Raw genomic sequence first — 17,951 nt, forward strand, 5'->3', positions numbered from 1 at the left:
TCACTGCGAGCCGCGGAACTCCGCGCCCTCCACGATCAGTCCGGCCACCAGGGCCCCGGTCATCCCGGCGTGCGCCAGCCCGCCGCCGGGGTGGGCCCAGCCGCCCGCCAGGTAGAGCCCGGGCACGGCCGTGGTGTTGGCCGGCCGGAGCAGCCGGCCCCCGGCCCCCGCGAGGGCGGGCGGGGGCACCGCGCCGCCCAGCGCACCGGTCGCCGCCTCGATGTCGGCCGGGGTGCGCACCTCGTGCCACAACAGCCGCTCCCGCAACCCCTGTACGGCCTTCTCGGCGAGGTTCAGCAGCTCGGCGGGGTCCGAGGTCCCGGGCCCGGGCACGGCGCTCACGGTGACCGCCTCGTGCTCCTCGTCGGGCCGGGTGGCCGGATCGTCCGGGCGCATGACGGTGACCTGCGCCCCGGAGGCGTGGACCAGGGTGCGGTGCACGGCGGTGGCGGGGCGGGCGCCGCGCAGCGCGAGCAGGAGCGTGATCCGCCCCGGTACGCCGTCCCCGCGGGCGGGGACCGCGTCCGGCGGCCACGACAGGGAACCGGCCGGCAGCTGCCGGGGGTCGATCCCGCACACGACGGTGTCGGCGGCCGCCTCGGTGCCGTCGGCCAGCCGCAGACCGGCCGCCCGGCCGTCCGTGACCAGGACCTCCCGGACCTCCGCCCCGAAGACGAAGGCGACCTCGCGTTCCAGGCAGCGCTCGTACACGGCGGTGGCCAGGGCCCGCATCCCGCCGCGTACGTACCAGCTGCCGAAGGTCTGCTCCATGTACGGGAGCACGGCCGCCGAGGCCGGCGCGGAGGCGGGGTCGATGCCGTACCCGCGCACCAGGCCGGTCAGCAGCTCCGCGAGGGCGCCGCCCAGCTCCCGGTCGGCCACCTCGGCGAGGGTCGGCGTACGGCGGCGCAGCAGGCCGCTCCGGCGCAGGGCCGGGTACGGGTCGTCTCCCAGGCTCTGCCGGGCGCCGGGCCGCAGCGGCTCCTCCAGCAGCGGGCGCCGGGTGGCGTCCCAGGCGTCGCGGGCGCGGCCCAGGACGGCGTTCCAGCGCTCGCCCGCGCCCGGGCCGAAGGCGGATTCCAGGGCGGCGGCGACACCGCCGCGGGAGGCGCCGGGGAGGGTGACGTCGATGCCGTGGTGGGGGAGGACGTGCCGGACGGCGGGGTCCACCTGGACCATGTCGACGCAGGTCTCCAGCGGCCGCTTGCCGGTCTTCACGAAGAGATCGCGGTAGACGGCCGGCAGGTGCAGCAGCCCGGGCCCGGTGTCGAAGGCGAAGCCCTCGCGCTCGTACCGGCCCACGGCTCCGCCGTAGGTCGTCCCGCGTTCGTACACCGTCACCTGGTGCCCCGCCACGGCCAGCCGGGCCGCCGTAGCCATCGCGCCCATGCCGGCGCCGATCACCGCAATTCGTGCCATGCGGCCGAGCCTATCGACCCCCGTGCCGGCCCCCGTGGTGACCCTGTGGTCAGCGGGGTGGGGCCCCGGTGGTCTCGCGGGCCCCGGCGGCAAGCCGCTTCTCCTCGCGGCGCTGGGCGCGACGGCGCAGGAAGCGGCGGATCCGGCTCCAGAGGAAGAACAGTATGGCCAGCCCGATGACCAGCAGCACGGCCGCGATGATCGCGGCGGCCTCGGGATTGAACATCGCGAAGGTGACGAGCCCGGCCACGCCGAGGTCCTCGGCGATGCTCATCCCCACGTTGGTGAAGGGCTCGGGCGAGGTGTTGATCGCCATCCGGGTGCCGGCCTTGACGAAATGGCTGGCCAGCGCCGTGGAGCCGCCGACCGCGGCGGCGGTGATCTCCGGGAGCGAGCCGGTCTGCCCGGCCAGCAGCGCACCGATCACCGCACCGGACACCGGCCGGATCACCGTGTGGACGGTGTCCCATATCGAGTCCATGTACGGGACCTTGTCGGCGATCGCCTCGCACAGGAACAGCACCGCCGCGACGATCAGCACGTCCGTGCGTTGCAGGGAGGCGGGGACGTCGTCGGTGAGGCCGGTGCGGCCGAAGATGCCGAGCAGGAGGACCACGGCGTAAGCGTTGATCCCACTGGCCCAGCCGCTGGTGAAGACCAGGGGGAGCACACTCATCGGATCATCATGCCGTACGGGAACGCAGAAAAGTGAGGGGACGGCCGCACGGCGGCCATCCCCTCACCCACGTTGTCCGGGGCTACTGCCCCTGCTCGTCACGGCGGCGCTGCCACCGTTCCTCGATGCGGGTCATCATCGACCGACGCTGCCGGTTCCGGCCACGGGCCGGACCGCCGGTACTTCCGGAGACGGGCTGCTCGCCAGGCTTGGGTGCCTTGCGCCAACCGGTGACCACCAGGACCGTACATCCCAGCATGACGAGGAAACCCACCACGCTGATCCAGAGCACGTTCGGAATGATCACACCGGTCATGAGGAGCGCGATACCCACCACAATGCCTGCGACTGCCTGGTAGACCCGTCGCCGGGTGTACGTACGCAGTCCGCTTCCCTCAAGCGCTGTCGCGAACTTGGGATCTTCGGCGTACAGCGCTCGCTCCATCTGCTCGAGCATTCGCTGCTCGTGCTCCGAGAGCGGCACGGGAGTCCTCCTCATCCGTCGGTCGCGGGGGGTAGCGACCAGGGGTCCCCTTCAGGATAGGCGGGGAATCGCCCCCGTGACACCCGCCCTCTGCGCCGCGTTCCAAATGAGCGCGGCCCAGAAATGACGCAGCCGGTGAAAGCGCTGCGTGAAAACCGTACCGCCGCGGGGGCGGTCACTGAGGCGCTTATTCCCCAATGGTCCGTCCACCATGCCGGTCTTGCACCTGATCATACGGGGCCGACCGGCGGATCGGAGGGTGTGTGGCCGACTCCGCGCGCGGAAGGTCGCAGTTCAGGCTCGCTTCTCGCCCAGGACGTGCAGCTGGGTGGCGACGGCGTGGAAGGCGGGCAGCTCGGCGGCGGCCTCCTCCAGGCGCAGCAGCGCCTCCACGGCGCCCGGCTCGGTGTCCACCAGGACCCCGGGCACGAGGTCGGCGAAGATGCGCACGCCGTGCACCGCGCCGACCGCGAGGCCGGCGCCGCCGACCAGCTCGGAGAGCTGCTCGGCGGTGAAGCGGCGCGGTACCGGGTCGCCGGAGCCCCAGCGGCCGGCCGGGTCGGTGAGGGCGGTACGGGCCTCCGTGAAGTGCCCGGCCAGGGCGCGGGCCAGCACGGCCCCGCCGAGACCGGCGGCCAGCAGGCTCAGCGTGCCGCCGGCCCGCAGCGCGGCCACCGTGTTGGCCACGCCCTCCGCGGGGTCGTCCACGTACTCCAGCACGCCGTGGCAGAGCACCACGTCGTAGGCGTCCTGCTCGACGACGTCCAACAGGCCCTGGGCGTCGCCCTGGACGCCGCGCACCAGATCGGCGACTCCGGCCTCGGCCACCCGGCGCTCCAGCCCGAACAGCGCGTTCGGGCTGGGGTCGACCACGGTGACCCGGTGGCCCAGACGGGCCACCGGCACGGCGAACTTGCCGGTGCCGCCACCGGTGTCGAGCACGTCCAGCACATCCCGCCCGGTCGCCTTCACCCGGCGGTCGAGCGCCTCCTTGAGGACCTCCCACACCACGGCGGTGCGGAGGGAGGCACGGGGGAGGGAAGTGTCCGACACGGCTGATGGCTCCTCGGCGCGGTAAAGGGTGAGCGGTCCTGGCCCACCCTATTGCCTTCCGTCGCCGGGCAGCTCATCCCGCGTCCGGATGCTCCGGACGTGGTTGCGGCAGGGTCTTCTCCAGGGGCTGGGGCGCCGTCCGGACGGTGAGCATCCGCTCCACCAGGCGAAGGAACATCGAGGCCGCCCGCACCAGATCGTCCGCGTCCCGGCGGCTCGCCGCGTCCGCTATCCCCGCCTCGGCCCTGGCCCGGCGCGCGGCGCCGGAGGCGAAGAGGGCGCTCCACTCGGCCAGCTCCGGCGCTATCTCGGGCAGCACCTCCCACGCGCTGCGGATCCGGGGCCGCCGCCGTGGGCTCACCGGTTCGGGCCGGGCGCGCGCGGCGAGCACGGCCGCTGCGGTGCGCAGCGCGGCGAGGTGGGCGGTGGCGTAGCGCTCGTTGGGGCGGGTCAGCCGGGCGGCCTCGGCCAGGCCGCTGTGGGCCTTGGCGAGCAGGTCGAGGGCGGCCGGTGGGGCCGTCGACTTGCGCAGGACGGGGTGGACAGGGGACGGGGACGGTGTGGCCATGACGAACCTCCTGTCGATGCGTTGCCCCCATCGTGACGCGCCCCACTGACAATTGCGCTGACCTGGGCTTTTACGGTCACGAACCGGGCAACTACCCCCTCCTGCGCACCTGGTGCGAAGAAGGATGCTAGTTTTTGAACTGACCGGTCAGTTCAAAAAGAAGGGGGACGGCGTGGACAGCCCGCACGGCGCGGCCGTCAAGGCCGAGGACTTCGGACTCAAGGGCCCGCGGGGATGGGCCTTCCGGGGAGTCGGTATCGACGCGGCGCCCGGCTCGCTCATCGCGGTCGAAGGCCCCTCCGGCAGTGGTCGTACCTGCCTGCTCCTCGCCCTCACCGGGCGGATGAAGCCCACCCGGGGCCACGCCGAGGTCGGCGGCCACCGGCTGCCGAAGCGGATGACGGCGGTCCGCCGGATCACCGCACTCGGCCCGGTCACCGGGGTCAACGAGCTCGACCAGGCCCTCACCGTCGCGGAACAGCTGCGCGAGGGCGCCCTGCTCCAGCGCCACTACGGCGCTCCGGTCCGCGCGATGCTGCGGCCCCGGGCCGAGCGCCGCGCCGCCGCCGAGGCGCGGATCGCCGCCGCCCTGGAGGCCGCCGGACTGGATCTCGCCACGCTGCCCAAGGGCGAGCGGACCTCCGTACGGGATCTGGAACGGCTGGAGTCCGTACGGCTGTCCGTCGCCATCGCGCTGCTGGGCTCCCCGGGGCTGCTGGCCCTCGACGACCTCGACCTCAAGCTGTCGGACACCGAACGCGCCGAGGCCTGGGACCTGCTCCGCACGGTCGCCGCCCGCGGGATCACCGTCCTCGCGGTGTGCAGCGAGGCGCCCGCCGACGCGGTCGTCCTGCGGACCTCCCCCAAGGAGCCGGCCGGGCCGGCCGGGCCGGACGCGCCGGACGCGCCCGCCGTCGCGCAGAGCGACCTGGACGCGGACGCAGACGCCGACAGCGGCTCCGAGACCGACACGAAGCACGACGCGAAGCACGACGCCAAGAGCGATTCCGAGAACGACGACACGAAGGGGGCGGACGATGCGCTCGCCGAAGCTGGCCGCGCTTGAGCTGAAGCGGTTCGGGCGGGGGAAGCTGCCCCGGGCCGCGCTCGTCGCGCTGCTCCTGCTGCCGCTGCTCTACGGAGCCCTGTACCTGTGGTCCTTCTGGGACCCCTACAAGAACCTCGACCGGGTGCCCGTCGCCGTCGTCAACGACGACAAGGGCACGACCGTCGACGGCAAGCGCCTCGACGTCGGCGCCGAGATCGCCAAGAAGCTGCACGCCAGCAAGAAGTCCTTCGAATGGCACGACGCGAGCGCGAAGGAGGCGGCCAAGGGCCTGGAGGACGGTACGTACTACCTGACCCTGACCATGCCCGCCGACTTCAGCGCGAAGATCGCCTCCAGCTCCGGCGAGGACCCCACCACCGGGGCCCTCCAGGTCCGCACGAACGACGCCAACAACTACATCGTCGGCTCGATCTCGCGCACCGTCTTCGCCGAGGTCCGCTCGGCGGCGTCCGCCAACGCCTCCCGCAATTTCCTCGACAAGATCTTCGTCAACTTCTCCGACCTGCACGACAAGACCGCCGAGGCCGCCGATGGCGCCGACAAGCTTAAGGACGGCGCGGGCAAGGCCCAGGAAGGCGCCAAGGAGCTCGCCGACGGCCTCGACACGGCGCAGGAGAAGTCCGGCGAGCTCAACAGCGGCCTCCAGAAGCTGAACACGGCGGCCGGCAAGCTGGAGACCGGCTCCAAGGACGTCGCGGACGGTACCCAGGCGCTGGCCGACAAGGTCAACGGGGCCGCGGACAAGGCCCGCCCCTTCGTCAAGGACCCCAAGAACCTGGCCGACACCGCCGAACTGGTCGCCGACAGCGCGAAGGTCGTCCGCAACCACCTCGACAAGTTCGCCGAGAAGGCCCCGGCCGCCGCCGCTGCCGCCAAGAAGGCGGCCACCGTCGCCGACACGTACTACACCAAGCACTGCGTGACCGCCGGCGGCGAACCGCACCTGGCCTCCTGCCCCGACCTGAAGACGGTCAGGGACAGCACGGCCGAGGCCGCCGAGCTCAGCGGGGACGTCAGCACCCTGGCCAAGAACGCCAACGGTGACGTCGCCAAGCTCCGCACCCAGCTCACGGACCTGGAGAACAAGGCCCGCGAGCTCGTCGACAAGGCCCCGCGGCTCGCGAGCGATCTCGACGCGGCCGTCGCCAAGGTCAACGCCCTCAACGCCGGTGCCCACAAGGTGTCCGCCGGCATGGCCCAGCTGCACACCGGCCTCGGCTCCGCCACCACCGGCTCCGGCGCCCTCACCGACGGCGTCGGCAAGCTCGGCGACGGCGCCCACCGGCTCGACGGCGGCATGTACAAGCTCGTCGACGGCACCGGCGAGCTCGCCGGCGGCCTGCACGAGGGCGCCGGCAAGATCCCCGACTACGACCAGCAGCAGCGCGACCAGCGCACCCAGGTCATGGCCGACCCGATCCAGCTCGCCAACCAGTCCCTGCACAAGGCGCCCAACTACGGCACCGGCTTCGCGCCCTACTTCATCCCGCTGTCCCTCTGGGTCGGCTCGATGGTCGCCTACATGCTGATCGCCCCGCTGAACCGGCGGGCCCTGGCCGCCGGTGCCTCGCCCTGGCGGGTCGCCCTCGCCGGCTGGCTGCCCGTGGCGGGCCTCGGCACGGCGCAGGTGGCCCTGCTGATGTCCGTACTGCACTGGGCGCCCGGACTCGGCCTGAAGATGGCCCACCCGGCCCTGACCATCGGCTTCCTGATGCTGGTCACCGGCTGCTTCGCGGCGATCGTCCAGTGGCTGAACGCCAAGTTCGGCGCCGCCGGCCGCATCCTGGTGCTGGCCGTCCTGATGCTCCAGCTGACCTCGGCGGGCGGCACCTACCCCGTGCAGACCAGCCCGGACTTCTTCAACTGGATCCACCCGTACCTGCCGATGTCGTACATCGTCGAGAGCCTGCGCCGCCTCATCACCGGCGGCGACCTCGCCCCGGTCTGGCAGGGCGGCGCGGTCCTGCTGGCCTTCACGGCCGGCGCCCTGGCCCTCACCGCGCTCGCCGCCCGCGGCAAGCAGGTGTGGACCATGGACCGACTGCACCCGGAACTGAGCCTGTAGGGACGTGTTGACCTGTGACAATCAGCGCCATGGAAAGCAGCAGCACCGGTACGGGTACCGGCGGGGGCCGTCGTGCGATCACCCGGCAGAAGCTCTACGAAGCGGCCGTCACCCTGATCGCCGAGCAGGGTTTCTCCGCGACCACGGTCGATGAGATCGCCGAGCGGGCGGGCGTCGCGAAAGGCACGGTCTACTACAACTTCGCGAGCAAGAACGAGCTCTTCGAGGAGCTGCTGCGGCACGGCGTCGGCCTGCTGACGGTCTCTCTGCGGACGGCGGCCGAGGAGACGGAGGCCCGAGGCGGCAGCCGTGTCGAGGCGCTCGACGCCATGATCCGCGCGGGGCTCGTCTTCATCGACCGGTACCCGGCCTTCACCCAGCTCTACGTCGCCGAGCTGTGGCGCACCAACCGGGCGTGGCAGTCCACGCTGATGGTGGTCCGGCAGGAGGCGGTGGCCGTCGTGGAGAAGGTGCTGCGCGAGGGCGTCGAACGCGGTGAGCTGAGCGCCGAGATCGACGTGCCGCTCACGGCGGCCGCGATGGTCGGGATGGTGCTGGTGGCCGCGCTGGACTGGCAGTCCTTCCAGAGCGAGCGGTCCCTGGACGACGTGCACTCGGCGCTGTCGCTGCTGCTGCGGGGCCGGGTCAGCGGCAACCGCTGAGTCCCGGCGCGCCGGGACCCCCCAGTCGGCGGTGCCGCGCGGGCGCGCCGCCCCGTAGAACTGGTGGGGCCGGCCGCGCCGGCTGAGTATCCGTACCTAGGCGCGGAAATGAGTACGTGCGCGGATGGGCTCCCACCTGCGCGGACGCCAGACTGGGAGCAACGGACAGGAGACCCGGTCCGCACCGCCGACACGGGGCTGCGGAGCGGACCGGGTGCCTCCTTCCGTGACCGGGACGGGGGACACGTAACCCGGTGACGCAGGACGTGAGAAGGCGGCGGGGCTCGGGGGGATCGAGCCTCACCGCCTTTTCGCGTCCGCGGGTTCTGCCGTTCGTGCGTCGGCGCGCCACCGTTGCCGGGGCTCCGCCCCGGACCCCGCGCCTCGAACTCCCCCGGCTACCGCTGGGAGGTGCCCCCTGGCGGGGCTGGTCTGGCTCAGCCGCGGTTCCTCAGCGGGAGCCGGAGGCGGGCGGCCGTCAGGCGGGTCGACAGCGCCGCGGTGACCGCGGACCGGCGGGCCGAGAGGGCCCAGGAGATGCGGGCCGCCGAGCGGGGCAGCAGCAGGGCGCGCAGCCGGGGAAGCCGGTCCGCGGACGCCAGCAGGCCCGTACGGGCCAGCAGTACGTCGTCCGCCAGCTCCGGGTACGAGACCTCCGCGCCCGGGGGTGCGTACAAGGCCCGTTCCACCGCACCGGCGACCCGGTGCACCGCCGCCGCCGGTTCCGGCTCCAGGCGGCCCAGCTCCACGATCCGGCTCGCCGCCCGGCGCGGGGACAGCGCCTCGTCCGGGACCACACCCGCGTCCCAGGCGGTGTCGCCCAGTTCCCGCCAGGCCGTCAGGACCTCCCCGGTCGCCAGGCGCCGGGCCCGCAGCCGCGTCCGCCACAGCAGCGGGAGCAGGGGCAGGCCCAGCACCGCCACCACGAGTCCCGCCCAGCCGAGGACCGTCGTCACCGACGGCCCGCCCCCGCCGCTCGCGTTCTGCACGGGCGCCGCGGCGCCGCACTCGCCGAGCTTCTTCAGGGCCGGCGGGCACTCGGGGGTCGCCGAGGGCTCCGTCGAAGGCAGCACCGCGCTCGCCGAGGGCAACGGCGCCGGCGCGGACGGCTGGGCGGCCGGCGTCTGGGCCCGGGAGTAGTCCGGAATGTTGATGCCGGAGCGGGGCGTCGGCTCGAAGCGGGTCCAGCCCACACCCTCGAAGTACAGCTCGGGCCAGGCGTGCGCGTCGCGCATCGACACGTTCACGCTGCCGTCCGACTGCTTCTCGCCGGGCGTGAAGCCCACCGCGACGCGGGCCGGGATGCCCAGCGAGCGCGACATCGCCGCCATCGAGAAGGCGAAGTGGACGCAGAAGCCTTCCTTGTCGTCGAGGAACCGGGCGACCGCCTGCGGACCCGTTCCCGAGGCCGTCTTCGTGTTGTAGCGGAACCCGCCGTTCACGGCGAAGTAGTCCTGCAGCTTCACGGCCCGCGTGTAGTCGTCCTTCGCCCCCTGCGTCACCTGACGGGCCCGCTCGGCGACCGCCGGCGGCAGGTTGTCCGGGAGCTTCGTGTATTCCTCCCGGATCGCCGGGTCGGGCTCCGGGGCCTTCTGGAGCTGCTGGGCCGTCGGCTTCAGCAGCAGGCTGCGCACTACGTATTCGGCGCCCTGGACGTTCTGGAACCTGTCGCGGCCCAGCTGGTCGCCGACCAGGGTCCGGCCGACCGGCTCGAACCGCCACTTGCCGCCGATGTTCACGGACGTCGCCGGGTACGGCATGGGGAGGTAGCGCTGGGTGAAGTAGTCCGCCGCCGAGATGCTGGTGGTGACCTCGACCGCGCTGCCGCTGACCGGGGCGCGGAGCCCGGGCGGTGCCGGCAGCTCCTCGGGCACGTCGATCAGGGCCCGCCCGGAGGCCTCCCACTTGACGCCGTTGAACTCGTCCAGGGCCACGATCCGCAGGTACTGCTCGCCCTGCTGCGGGCTGTTCGTCCGGTACCGCATGATCACGCGGTTGTCCTGCGCGTTCAGGTTGCTCTGCAGGGAGACCAGCGGGTTGACCGCCGAGATCGTCCCGCCCGCGCCGCCGCCGTCCTCGTCGGCGTCCTGCGTGCCGCCCAGCAGCCCGCCGCCGAGCGAGGGCAGGACGGCCGGCACCGCCAGCGCCAGGCCCAGGGTCACCGCGCCGATCCGCCGCCCGAACTTCACGGGCGCCGTCGCCTGCCCGCCCGCCCCGTTGCCGAGGCCGGAGTCGGCGGCGCCCCGGCGCGGGGCCGCGCCGAAGACGCGCCCCCACTGGGCGAGCCGGTCACGGCCCTCGGACAGCAGCAGCATCAGGTAGCCGCAGCCCGCGAGCAGGAAGGAGAACCAGGAGGCGTCCCCGCCGCCCGCCAGGCCCGAGGCCACCGAGTACAGCGCCAGCAGCGGCAGCCCGGCCGCGGCGGCCGTGCGCAGGGTCACCGCCAGGGTGTCCACCAGCAGCCCGATCAGCAGCACGCCGGACACCAGCAGCAGCTTGATGCCGTCCGTCAGCGGGGCCGGGATGGCGAACTCGCCCACGTCCCGGACGCCCTGACCGAACAGCGCGCCGAAGTCGGTCACCAGGTAGGCCAGCGGCCCGTCCCCGTGGGACTCGCCCTTGCCGGCGTAGAGGAACGCGAGCAGCAGCAGCGAGACCAGCGCCTGCGCGGCCACGGTCAGCGTCCGGGCCAGCGGCACCCGCCGGACCCCGGCGCCCACCGCGCTCTGCACGGCGAGCAGCAGCGCCGCCTGCAGCAGCCAGGCCTGCGAGTCCACCAGCGGGTTCAGCGACCACGAGGTGAGCAGCGTCGCCAGTGCCGCGAACAGCGTCAGTTTCGCCCGCCCGCTCATTCCCGACCTCCGGTGGTTCCCGTACCGACGCGCGCGGTTCCGGCCTGGCGCCACAGTTCGCCGAAGGCCACCCCGGGCGGGGCGGCCAGTGCGGTCCAGCCCGCGTCGCGCAGCCTGCGCAGCCGCTCCTCCAGCGCGGGCACGGCGTGCCCCGGAGCGGGCTGTCCGCCCCAGCTCGCGGAGTCCAGGACGAAGGCCACCGCACCCGAGGTGCGCTGGCGCATCCGGGCGGCCAGTTCTGTCTGTACGTCGTCCAGGTCGCCGAAGAAGGCGATGAGGAGCCCGTCACCGCCGGCTCCGCCGAAGCCGCCGCTGCCGCCGGAGCGCACCGCGTCGTAGGCGCGGGAGAGTCCGGCGCCGTCGGAGTGCCCCACGACCGCGAGGGTGTCCAGCATCAGCCCGGCGGCTTCCGCGGACTCCTGCCCGCCGGAGGAGAAACCGCCGCCGCCCTCACCGGGCACGGCGTCGCCGGTGTCGGTGAGCAGCCGTGCGGAGAAGCCCTGTTCCAGGACGTGCACCAGGCTGGAGGCGGCCGCCGAGACGGCCCACTCGAAGGCGGAGTCGGGGCCGGCGCCGTCGAAGGCCAGGCGCCGGGTGTCCAGCAGGACGGTGGCGCGGCTGCGCTGCGGCTGCTCCTCGCGGCGGACCATCAGCTCGCCGTAGCGGGCGGTGGAGCGCCAGTGCACCCGGCGCAGGTCGTCGCCGCGCCGGTAGCCGCGGGGGATCACGTCGTCGTCGCCGGCCAGGGCCAGGGAGCGGCGGCTGCCGTCGCCGTAGCCGTTGGACTCGCCGGCCAGGCGGACCGGCGGCAGGGGCTCGGTGCGCGGGATGACGGTGAGGGTGTCGTAGGTGCTGAAGGAACGGGTCAGTTCGACCAGCCCGAAGGGGTCGGAGAGGCGCAGCTGCAGCGGGCCGAGCGGATAGCGGCCGCGCAGATCGGAGCGGACCCGGTAGGACACCTCGCGGCGGCCGCCGGGCTCGACCCGGTCCAGTACGAACCGCGGGCGCGGGCCCAGTACGTAGGGCACCCGGTCCTGGAGCATCAGCAGGCCGGTGGGGAGCCGGGAGACGTTGTCCATGCGCAGCTGCACGCGGGCCTCGCTGCCCGCGGGGACCCGCCCCGGGCTGAGCCGGCGGCTGCCGGAGACCCGGAAGCGGGTGCGGTGGAGGGCGTAGACGCAGATCAGCGGCAGGAGGGCGAGCAGCATGCCGACCCGCAGCAGTTCGCCCTGGCCCAGGACGTACGCGCAGGCGGCGGCGGCTATCCCGGCGGCCAGGAACGAGCGGCCGCGGGTGGTCAGTCCGGACAGCGACGCGCGCAGTCCGCCGCCGTCCCCCGGGCCACCGGCGCCGCGCGGGCCACCGGCGCTCATCAGAAGCCCCGGATGCCCGCGCCGGGCGGCATCTCGCCGCGGGCGTGCGCGGCCGGTACGGGGGTGCGCTGCAGGATCTCGCCGACGACCTGCTCGGCGCTGCGGCGGTTCAGCTGGGCCTGCGCGGTGGGCAGCAGCCGGTGTGCGAGGACCGGGGCGGCCAGGGCCTGGACGTCGTCGGGCAGGACGTAGTCCCGGCCGGCGAGCGCGGCGGAGGCCTTCACGGCGCGCAGCAGGTGCAGGGTGGCCCGGGGCGAGGCGCCGAGCCGCAGGTCGGGGTGGGTGCGGGTGGCGGAGACCAGGTCGACGACGTAGCGCTTGACGGGCTCGGCCACGTACACCTCGCGGACCGCCTCGATCAGCTTGACGATCTCGTGGGAGTGCGCGACGGACGTCAGGTCGTCGAGCGGGGAGACCCCGCCGTGCACGTCGAGCATCTGGAGCTCGGCCTCGGGGCTGGGGTAGCCGACGGAGACGCGGGCCATGAAGCGGTCGCGCTGGGCCTCGGGCAGCGGGTACGTGCCCTCCATCTCCACCGGGTTCTGGGTGGCGACGACCATGAAGGGGGTGGGCAGCGTGTAGGTCGTGCCGTCGATGGTGACCTGGCGCTCCTCCATCGACTCCAGCAGCGCGGACTGGGTCTTCGGCGAGGCGCGGTTGATCTCGTCACCGATGACGATCTGCGCGAAGATCGCGCCGGGCTTGAACTCGAACTCGCGGCGCTGCTGGTCGTAGATGCTGACGCCGGTGATGTCGGAGGGCAGCAGGTCCGGCGTGAACTGGATGCGCTGGACCGAGCAGTCGATGGACTTGGCGAGCGTCTTGGCGAGCATCGTCTTGCCGACGCCGGGTACGTCCTCGATCAGCAGGTGTCCCTCGGCGAGGAGCACGGTCAGCGCGAGGCGGACGACCTCGGGCTTGCCCTCGATCACGCTCTCGACCGACCGGCGCACCCGCTCCACCGTGCTGGTCAGATCCGCGAGGCTCGCTCGGTCGTCGTACGTCGTCACCTTGGTTCTCCTCGGCCCTTTCCCAGGGCCGACGCCCTTGGCGCATGAACCGGCCCACCCCGAAACACGGACACCGGGCCCGGGGATCCCGGGTGGTGCCATCCCGCATTCTTGACGGCGTTACGGCCTTGTGTCACTCAAGAGCTGGGATCGATCTCCCGCAGGAGCCCGGTGTGCACATCGAAGACGAAGCCTCGCACATCGTCCTTGTGGGGCAGGAACGGGTTCGTGCGGACCCGCTGCATCGACTGGCGAACGTCCTGGTCGACGTCCCGGAAGGCCTCGACGGCCCAGGCGGGGCGCTGGCCGACCTCGTCCTCCAGCTCGTGCCGGAAGTCCTCGGTCAGGTTCTCCAGACCACAGCCGGTGTGGTGGATGAGTATCACCGTGCGGGTGCCCAGGGCGCGCTGGCTGATCGTGAGGGAGCGGATCGTGTCGTCGGTGACCACACCGCCCGCGTTGCGGATCGTGTGACAGTCGCCGAGTTCCAGGCCGAGGGCCTTGTGCAGGTCGAGGCGGGCGTCCATGCAGGCCACGACGGCGACCTTGAGGACGGGGTGGGCGTCCATGCCGGGGTCGGAGAACTCCGCGGCGTAGCGCTGATTCGCCTCGACCAGCCGGTCGGTGACGGATCCGCCGACGGATGCCTCGGACGCGGACTCGGCAGGCAGGGATGCGGAAGTCGTCATGGGTACGACGTTAGTGGTCACGGCGGGTTGTGGCCTCGCGTGAGAGCGGACAAAGAACGCCAACGAGGCTTGTTGTGAGCTAACCCACAGGGGTGGGCGTGACGCGGCTGTTCGGGTGATTCGCGGCATTTGCCGGTTCGTCCCGAGAGCCGTGCACGGCGCGCGGGGCGGTTCGTTGACCGCGGCGACCGTTGCACTAAAGTGACGCGAACCGGCCGGAGCCCGGCCCTGACCGGCCGCCCGGCCCCCGATGAACACTCCGCGTGCGCGGCGCGTACGTACGGCCCGGCCCTCTCCCGCTCACCGGCCGGCCGGCGCCACCTTCCCCGGCGCCGGCCGCGGATGCGGGGACCCGGTGGTGCGTACGCCTGCCGCGCCGTTATCTGAGAGGGCGCTTTGACTAGCGAGTCCCGACATGTCCCGGTGATGCTCCAGCGGTGCCTGGACCTGTTGGCCCCGGCGCTGGAGAGGCCCGGGGCCGTCGTCGTCGACTGCACCCTCGGCCTCGGCGGCCACAGCGAGGCCCTGCTGACCCGGTTCCCCGAGGCCCACCTGATCGGCCTCGACCGCGACAAGGAGGCCCTGCGGCTCTCCGGCGAGCGGCTCGCGCCCTTCGGCGACCGGGCCACCCTCGTCCACGCGATCTACGCCGACCTCGCCGAGGTCCTGGACGGGCTGGGCATTCCGGCGGTCCAGGGCATCCTCTTCGACCTGGGCGTCTCCTCCATGCAGCTGGACGAGGCCGACCGCGGGTTCGCGTACGCCCAGGACGCGCCGCTGGACATGCGCATGGACCAGACGACGGGCATCAGCGCCGCCGAGGTGCTCAACAGCTACGCGCCGGGCGAGCTGGTGCGGATCCTGCGCCAGTACGGCGAGGAGAAGCAGGCCAAGCGGATCGTCTCGGCAATCGTCCGGGAGCGGGAGAAGGAGCCCTTCACCAACAGCGCCCGGCTGGTCGAACTGATCCGCGACTCCCTTCCGCAGGCCGCCAAGCGGACCGGCGGCAACCCGGCGAAGCGGACCTTCCAGGCGCTGCGGATCGAGGTCAACGGGGAGCTCTCCGGGCTGGAGCGGGCCATCCCGGCGGCGGTGGACCGGATCGCGGTCGGCGGCCGGATCGCGGTGCTCTCGTACCACTCGCTGGAAGACCGGCTGGTCAAGCAGGTCTTCGCGGCCGGCGCGACCTCGACGGCCCCGCCCGGCCTGCCGGTGGTGCCGGAGAAGTACCAGCCGAAGCTGAAACTGCTCACGCGCGGCGCCGAGCTGCCCACCGAGGAGGAGATCGCCGAGAACCGGCGGGCCGCCCCGGCCAGATTCCGCGGCGTCGAACGCATCCGGGAGGCGCGACTGTGACCAAGGCCGGGAAGGTCGCCACGCTGACCCGCGGGCAGGCGGCCCGCCTCGGCCGGGCGCTCGGCGGCCGCCCCGCCCGCCCGCGGCCCGGCGGGCAGGCGGCCCGGATGCCGTTCGTCCTGCTGGTCGTGGCCCTGCTCGGCGGCGGCCTGATCAGCCTGCTGCTGCTGAACTCGGCACTGAACGAAGGCTCCTTCCAGCTCAGCAAGCTCACGAAGGAGACCACAGCCCTCACCGACGAGGAGCAGGCGCTGCAGCGCGACGTCGACGCCTACTCCGCGCCCGACGCGCTCCAGCGCCGGGCGCACGAGCTGGGCCTGGTCCCCGGCGGCAGCCCGGTCTTCATCGGCCCGGACGGCAAGGTCGCCGGCAGCGCGGCACCGGCCGAAGCCCCGCCGTCGCCGACCCCGAGCCCCCCGGCCGCACCCGCCGCGTCGGCCCCGGCGCCGGCCGCCGCCCCGGGCCAGCCGGTGCCCTCCGCCGCGCCCTCCGCCGCCAGTGGTTCCCCGCAGCCCAACCAGACCCCCGGAAGGTGACGCCGTGATCCACCGTTCCCATCCAGCCCCTCCGGCGTTTGAGGAGCGGGGTTCGGGGCGGAGCCCCGGCACTGCCCCGGTGGTGGCCGCGTGAGCCCGCAGGAGCCGCCCCGGCGGCGGGTGCCCGGACCGGCCAGGCCGCCGCGGGCCGGCGACCGGGCCAGGGCCACCGCCCGCCCGGCCTCGCGCCCCGCGACCCGGCGGCCGACGGGCCCCCGTACCCCGCACACGATCCGGCTCGGCAGCCCGCGGCCCCGGCTGCGCCTGGTCAGCGTCGGCCTGACCCTCGTCATGCTGGCCTTCGTGGTCCGCCTGCTCCAGGTCCAGGCCGTCGACGCCGCGGCGTTCTCCGCCGAGGCCTCCAAGAACCGCTACACGAGCGTCAAGCTGGCCGCCGAGCGCGGTGAGATCACCGACCGCCGGGGCGTGGCCCTCGCCACCAGCGTCGACGCGTACGACATCACCGCCGACCCGAAGATGTTCACCCCGCAGGACAGCAAGGCCCCCGACGCCCCGCAGCAGGCCGCCGCCCTCCTCGCGCCCATCCTCGGCAAGGACGCCAAGGAGCTCACCCAGCGGCTGAGCAGCAAGAACTCCCGGTACGTCGTCCTCGCCCAGCGCCAGACCCCCCAGGTCTGGAACCAGATCAAGGACCTCAAGCGGGTCTTCGCGGACAAGGCGGCGGCCGACAAGCGGAGCAACGGCCCCGGCGCCAACGTCCTCGCCGGCGTGTTCAAGGAGACCAGCAGCAAGCGCGTGTACCCGAACGGCGACCTCGCCGCCGGGATACTGGGTTACGTCAACGCCGAGGGCAAGGGCGCCGGAGGCCTGGAGTCCTCCCTCGACAAGAAGCTGTCCGGCAAGGACGGCGAGATCACCTACGCCCAGTCCGGCGGCCGCCAGGTGCCCACCGCCGACTCCAACGAGAAGCCCGCCGTCCCCGGCGAGGACATCCAGCTGACCATCGACCGGGACATCCAGTGGGCGGCGCAGAGCGCGATCGCCGAGCAGGTCCAGAAGTCCGAGGCCGACCGCGGCTACGTCATCGTCCAGGACACCCGCACCGGCGAGGTACTGGCCATGGCCAACGCCCCGGGCTTCGACCCCAACGACCTGACCCGGGCCCGATCCGCCGCCATGGGCAACGCCGCGCTCCAGGACGTGTACGAGCCCGGCTCCACCGCCAAGGTCATGTCGATGGCCGCCGTGCTGGAGGAGAAGAAGGCCACCCCGGAGACCCGTGTCGAGGTCCCCAACCGGCTGCACCGCGGCGACCGGCTGTTCAAGGACGACATCGACCACCCGACCTGGTACCTGACCCTCAACGGGGTCCTCGCCAAGTCCTCCAACATCGGCACCATCCTGGCCACCGGCCAGCTCGGCCCCACCCAGCCCGAGGCCAACGAGGTCCTGCACTCCTACCTGACCAAGTTCGGCATCGGCCGGCCCACCGGCCTGAACTACCCCGGAGAGTCCCGCGGCATCCTCGCCGACGCCAAGGACTGGTCCACCTCCCAGCAGTACACGATCCCCTTCGGCCAGGGACTCTCCCTCAACGCCATGCAGGCCGCCTCCGTGTACTCGACCATCGCCAACGGCGGGGTCCGCATCGAGCCGACGCTGGTACGCGGCACCAAGGGCCCCGACGGCCGCTTCACCCCGGCCCCGGCCCCCGAGCGCAGCCGCGTGGTCAGTGCCGAGACCGCCAAGACCCTCGCCGAGATGCTCGAATCCGTGGTCGACGACCAGGAGGGCACCGGCACCAAGGCGCGGATCCCCGGCTACCGGGTCGGCGGCAAGACCGGCACCTCCAACCGAGTGGATCCGGCCACCGGCCGCTACAAGGGCTACACCGCCTCCTTCGCCGGATTCGCACCCGCGGACAACCCGCGCATCACCGTCTACTGCGCCATCCAGAACCCCACGAAGGGCAGCTACTTCGGCGGCCAGATCTGCGGCCCCATCTACAAGAAGGTCATGGAGTTCGCGCTCAAGACCCTCCAGGTGGCCCCCACGGGAACCGCGCCTGCCGGGCTCCCCGTCACCTACGACGCCGCTCCTCAGCCCGCCGCGCAGCCCGCCCCGCAGCCCAGTCCGCAGCCCGGTCAGTGACCCACAGCCAGGCCGGCCCGCCAGAAA

15 protein-coding genes are annotated in these 17,951 nt (G+C 73.1%); 6 read left to right on the top strand and 9 right to left on the bottom strand.

The genetic code is table 11. The features are described from left to right. From ACFY0D_RS36765 to ACFY0D_RS36785, 5 genes are all read right to left on the bottom strand, one after another. A complete protein-coding gene (locus tag ACFY0D_RS36765) occupies positions 1-1,419 on the bottom strand; it encodes a phytoene desaturase family protein (RefSeq protein ID WP_390802247.1) in 1,419 nt (472 codons plus the stop codon). A gap of 49 nt (positions 1,420-1,468) precedes the next feature. After that, a complete protein-coding gene (locus tag ACFY0D_RS36770) occupies positions 1,469-2,095 on the bottom strand; it encodes a DUF4126 domain-containing protein (protein WP_351156226.1) in 627 nt (208 codons plus the stop codon). A gap of 82 nt (positions 2,096-2,177) precedes the next feature. After that, positions 2,178-2,579: a DUF3040 domain-containing protein gene (locus ACFY0D_RS36775; protein ID WP_351156223.1), complete on the bottom strand. Its 402-nt coding sequence runs from the start codon at positions 2,577-2,579 to the stop codon at positions 2,178-2,180. Positions 2,580-2,873: 294 nt separating this feature from the next. Continuing rightward, positions 2,874-3,632, bottom strand: a complete 759-nt coding sequence (locus tag ACFY0D_RS36780; RefSeq protein ID WP_390802248.1) for a methyltransferase — start codon at positions 3,630-3,632, stop codon at positions 2,874-2,876. A 73-nt stretch (positions 3,633-3,705) separates the two neighbouring features. After that, positions 3,706-4,200, bottom strand: a complete 495-nt coding sequence (locus ACFY0D_RS36785) for an SAV_6107 family HEPN domain-containing protein (RefSeq protein ID WP_390802249.1) — start codon at positions 4,198-4,200, stop codon at positions 3,706-3,708. A 172-nt stretch (positions 4,201-4,372) separates the two neighbouring features. Between ACFY0D_RS36785 and ACFY0D_RS36790 the strand changes: the two genes are divergently transcribed. The 3 genes from ACFY0D_RS36790 to ACFY0D_RS36800 are packed head-to-tail and all read left to right on the top strand — an operon-like array spanning position 4,373 to position 7,996. Further along, on the top strand, positions 4,373-5,266 hold the full coding sequence (locus ACFY0D_RS36790; RefSeq protein ID WP_390802250.1) for an ATP-binding cassette domain-containing protein: 894 nt from the start codon (positions 4,373-4,375) through the stop codon (positions 5,264-5,266). Next, positions 5,238-7,334 (top strand): YhgE/Pip family protein, encoded by a 2,097-nt coding sequence (locus tag ACFY0D_RS36795; RefSeq protein WP_390802251.1) that lies wholly within the window; start codon positions 5,238-5,240, stop codon positions 7,332-7,334. The genes ACFY0D_RS36790 and ACFY0D_RS36795 overlap by 29 nt, the downstream gene beginning before the upstream one ends. A gap of 29 nt (positions 7,335-7,363) precedes the next feature. Beyond that, the gene (locus ACFY0D_RS36800; protein WP_030016832.1) at positions 7,364-7,996 is read left to right on the top strand and encodes a TetR/AcrR family transcriptional regulator; all 633 of its coding nucleotides are present in this window, start codon (positions 7,364-7,366) and stop codon (positions 7,994-7,996) included. Positions 7,997-8,433: 437 nt separating this feature from the next. Here the strand turns inward: ACFY0D_RS36800 and ACFY0D_RS36805 are convergent, their stop codons facing one another. From ACFY0D_RS36805 to ACFY0D_RS36820, 4 genes are all read right to left on the bottom strand, one after another. After that, positions 8,434-10,848, bottom strand: a complete 2,415-nt coding sequence (locus ACFY0D_RS36805; RefSeq protein ID WP_390802252.1) for a transglutaminaseTgpA domain-containing protein — start codon at positions 10,846-10,848, stop codon at positions 8,434-8,436. Continuing rightward, the gene (locus tag ACFY0D_RS36810) at positions 10,845-12,221 is read right to left on the bottom strand and encodes a DUF58 domain-containing protein (RefSeq protein ID WP_390802253.1); all 1,377 of its coding nucleotides are present in this window, start codon (positions 12,219-12,221) and stop codon (positions 10,845-10,847) included. The genes ACFY0D_RS36805 and ACFY0D_RS36810 overlap by 4 nt, the downstream gene beginning before the upstream one ends. Then, positions 12,221-13,231 carry an AAA family ATPase gene (locus ACFY0D_RS36815; protein WP_390802254.1) on the bottom strand — a complete coding sequence of 337 codons (1,011 nt, stop codon included), beginning with the start codon at positions 13,229-13,231 and terminating at the stop codon, positions 12,221-12,223. Before ACFY0D_RS36815 ends, ACFY0D_RS36810 begins: the two co-directional genes overlap by 1 nt. A 137-nt stretch (positions 13,232-13,368) precedes the next feature. After that, positions 13,369-13,983 carry a beta-class carbonic anhydrase gene (locus ACFY0D_RS36820; protein WP_390802255.1) on the bottom strand — a complete coding sequence of 205 codons (615 nt, stop codon included), beginning with the start codon at positions 13,981-13,983 and terminating at the stop codon, positions 13,369-13,371. Between the two features lie 363 nt (positions 13,984-14,346). Here ACFY0D_RS36820 and rsmH point away from each other — a divergent pair, with 363 nt between their 5' ends. From rsmH to ACFY0D_RS36835, 3 genes are all read left to right on the top strand, one after another. Further along, complete coding sequence (gene rsmH / locus ACFY0D_RS36825) at positions 14,347-15,276, top strand: 16S rRNA (cytosine(1402)-N(4))-methyltransferase RsmH (RefSeq protein ID WP_053702208.1); 930 nt, start codon at positions 14,347-14,349, stop codon at positions 15,274-15,276. A gap of 23 nt (positions 15,277-15,299) precedes the next feature. Continuing rightward, positions 15,300-15,812 (top strand): hypothetical protein, encoded by a 513-nt coding sequence (locus ACFY0D_RS36830; RefSeq protein ID WP_390802287.1) that lies wholly within the window; start codon positions 15,300-15,302, stop codon positions 15,810-15,812. Positions 15,813-15,902: 90 nt separating this feature from the next. Further along, positions 15,903-17,924, top strand: a complete 2,022-nt coding sequence (locus ACFY0D_RS36835) for a peptidoglycan D,D-transpeptidase FtsI family protein (RefSeq protein WP_390802256.1) — start codon at positions 15,903-15,905, stop codon at positions 17,922-17,924. Positions 17,925-17,951: the final 27 nt, after the last annotated feature.

It is taken from the genome of Streptomyces sp. NPDC001502, assembly GCF_042894785.1.
Classification (GTDB): domain Bacteria; phylum Actinomycetota; class Actinomycetes; order Streptomycetales; family Streptomycetaceae; genus Streptomyces; species Streptomyces kutzneri.

Excerpts from the sequence above, each read along its gene's own strand:
- rsmH (WP_053702208.1), top strand. The coding sequence starts at position 14,347 with ATGCTCCAGCGGTGCCTGGACCTGTTGGCCCCGGCGCTGGAGAGGCCC.
- ACFY0D_RS36805 (WP_390802252.1), bottom strand. The coding sequence starts at position 10,848 with ATGAGCGGGCGGGCGAAACTGACGCTGTTCGCGGCACTGGCGACGCTG.
- ACFY0D_RS36795 (WP_390802251.1), top strand. The coding sequence starts at position 5,238 with ATGCGCTCGCCGAAGCTGGCCGCGCTTGAGCTGAAGCGGTTCGGGCGG.
- ACFY0D_RS36800 (WP_030016832.1), top strand. The coding sequence starts at position 7,364 with ATGGAAAGCAGCAGCACCGGTACGGGTACCGGCGGGGGCCGTCGTGCG.
- ACFY0D_RS36770 (WP_351156226.1), bottom strand. The coding sequence starts at position 2,095 with ATGAGTGTGCTCCCCCTGGTCTTCACCAGCGGCTGGGCCAGTGGGATC.
- ACFY0D_RS36785 (WP_390802249.1), bottom strand. The coding sequence starts at position 4,200 with ATGGCCACACCGTCCCCGTCCCCTGTCCACCCCGTCCTGCGCAAGTCG.
- ACFY0D_RS36765 (WP_390802247.1), bottom strand. The coding sequence starts at position 1,419 with ATGGCACGAATTGCGGTGATCGGCGCCGGCATGGGCGCGATGGCTACG.
- ACFY0D_RS36810 (WP_390802253.1), bottom strand. The coding sequence starts at position 12,221 with ATGAGCGCCGGTGGCCCGCGCGGCGCCGGTGGCCCGGGGGACGGCGGC.